The 2,311-nt window shown below is 76.0% G+C and carries 2 protein-coding genes; both read right to left on the bottom strand.

The features are described 5' to 3' along the window. Positions 1–124, bottom strand: a 124-nt coding sequence (locus Mco01_RS40445) for a polyketide synthase docking domain-containing protein (RefSeq protein ID WP_372445030.1), incomplete at its 3' end; no start/stop codon positions are given. Positions 125–152: 28 nt separating this feature from the next. Then, on the bottom strand, positions 153–2,311 hold a 2,159-nt coding region (locus tag Mco01_RS38610), incomplete at its 5' end, for an SDR family NAD(P)-dependent oxidoreductase (protein ID WP_204061781.1).

Below are 2,311 nucleotides of genomic sequence, written 5' to 3'. Positions count from 1 at the left end.
AAGCCATCCCCACGATCGCGATCGGCTCGCGTTGCTCCTCCCGGACGTCCCGCAGTTCTTCGCGCGTCTTGTGCAGCTCCTCGGTCACGCGTCGGAGGAGTCGCCGGATCTGGTCGTCGCTCACAGGTCTGCCTTCCAGGCCGGGGGAGAGGTCAGGAGATCCCGAGTTCGTTGCTGATGAAGCTGATGAGCTCGTCGTCGGTGGCCGCGTCGAGGCCGGCCGGGGCGGGTGCCCCGGCGGGAGCGGCGCCGTCGAGGAGACGCCGCAGCCGGCTCAACGCCTCGTCCCGGCCCCGTTCCGGAAGCGGCCGGGCCAGCAGCTCCTCCAGCTCGCCGACCTTGGCCAGCACCGCGGCCTGCGGCGGCTCCGGTTCCGGGAGAAGCACGGCGAGCAGATGATCGACGAGGGCCGCCGGTGTGGGGTAGTCGAACACGAGCGTGCTCGGCAGAGTCGCGCCCGTCAGCCGGGTCAGCCGGTTGCGCAGCTCGACGGCGGACAGCGAGGTGAAGCCCTGGTCGCGGAAGCCCCGGTCGTCGTCCACCTCGGCGGCCGAGCCGTACCCGAGGACGTCGGCGATCTCCGCGCGGACCGCCTTGCGGGCGGCCGGGCGTCGTTCGGTCTCGGGGAGCGCGAGCAGCCGCCGCACCAGATTCCCGCTGTCTGCGGAGGTCTCGGCCGCCTCGCCCGCGTCGGCCCGTACGGCGTTTTCGCGGGCCTCCGGCAGCTCGTGCAGCAGCGGGAGCGGCCGGACGGCGAGCACGGCCGGCCAGTCGGCCCGGGTGACGACCAGCCGGGTCTCGCCGTCCGACACCGCCTCCTCCAGCGCCGAGACGGCCGCCTCGGGGGACATGGGCGGGAACCCGTTGCGCCGCAGGCCCTCCCGTGCCTCGGCTCCCGCGATGCCTTCGCCGTCCCAGTGCCCCCAGGCGATCGAGGTGGCGGGCAGGCCGAGCGAGCGGCGATGGTCCGCCAGCGCGTCCAGGAAGGCGTTGCCCGGCGCGTAGTTGCCCTGGCCCGCATTGCCGATCACGCCGGCGATCGACGAGAACAGCACGAACGCCGACAGCGGCAGGCCGCGGGTCAGCTCGTGCAGGTGGAGCGCACCCTCGACCTTGACCCGGTGCACGCCGGCGATCCGTTCGCGCGTCAACGAGCCGAGGAGCCCGTCGTCCAGGACGGCGGCGGTGTGGATTACGGCGGTCAACGGGTGCTCGGCGGGCACCGTCGCGAGCAGGGCGGCGAGGGCATCCCGGTCGGCCACGTCGCACGCGGCGATCGTGACCCGGGCGCCGAGCGCGGCGAGCTCGGCCCGCAGATCACCGGCGCCGGGCGCCTCGGGCCCCCGCCGGCTGATGAGGAGCAGGTGCGGGACGCCGCGCCGGGCGAGCCGCCGGGCCACGTGGGCGCCCAGCGCGCCGGTGCCGCCCGTGACGAGCACGGTCCCTGCCGGGGCCCACTGCGCCGTGGGGGCGTCGGCGGGCCGGGGAGCCGGCATCAGCCGCCGGGCCAGTGGCCCCGAGGTTCGCACCGCCACCTCGGTCTCTCCGCCGGTCCCGAGCAGGGCCGTGACCGTGTGGCCCGCCGACCGGGCGTCGGGGAGGCCGGGCAGGTCGACGAGGCCACCCCACCGTTCGGGTCTTTCGGCGGCGACGACCCCGCCGAGTCCCCAGACGAGCCCCCCGGACGGGCGGCTGACCCGGTCGGACGGCCCGGCCGTCACGGCCTCCACGGTCGCGAGCCACAGGGGGCCCTCGATCCCCGCCTCGTCGAGCGCGCGGATCAGCGCCACCGCGTCGCCGTGTACTGCCAGGCCCGCGTCCTCGTCGAGCGCGAGCAGTGACAGCACGCCCGTGAACGGCTCGCCGGCGGGTACGGCGTCGAACGCGCGGGCTAGTCCCTCCGCGTCGACGTGCCCGCCCCGCGCGCGGCCCACGACGACCGGGACCACCTGGGCGCCTCGTTCCTCCAGCGCGCGCGTCAGCGCGCCGGACCAGCCCGCCGCCCCGCCGTCCTCCGTGTGGACGAGCAGCCAGCGTCCTCGGGTCCCCGTCCGGATCTCCTCCTCGACTGGCCGCCACACGATCCGGTGACGCCACCCGTCGACCGTCGAGCGCGCGCTGCGCGCGGTGTGCCAGGACGCCAGAGCCGGAAGCACCTCGCCGAGGGCCGCGTGCACCCGCTCGCCCTCGGGGCCGAGGGTACGGACGAGCGCGTCGAGATCGCCCCGGCCGACCGTCTCCCAGAACGGGTCGTCGGCGGCCGCGCCCGGCGCCTGCGCCGGTTTCGGCTGGTCCACCCAGTGCCTCCGGC

The organism is Microbispora corallina (genome assembly GCF_016863035.1).
Lineage (GTDB): Bacteria > Actinomycetota > Actinomycetes > Streptosporangiales > Streptosporangiaceae > Microbispora > Microbispora corallina.
The sequence above is the reverse complement of the archived record's forward strand: the minus strand, read 5'-3'. Positions and strand labels throughout refer to the sequence as shown.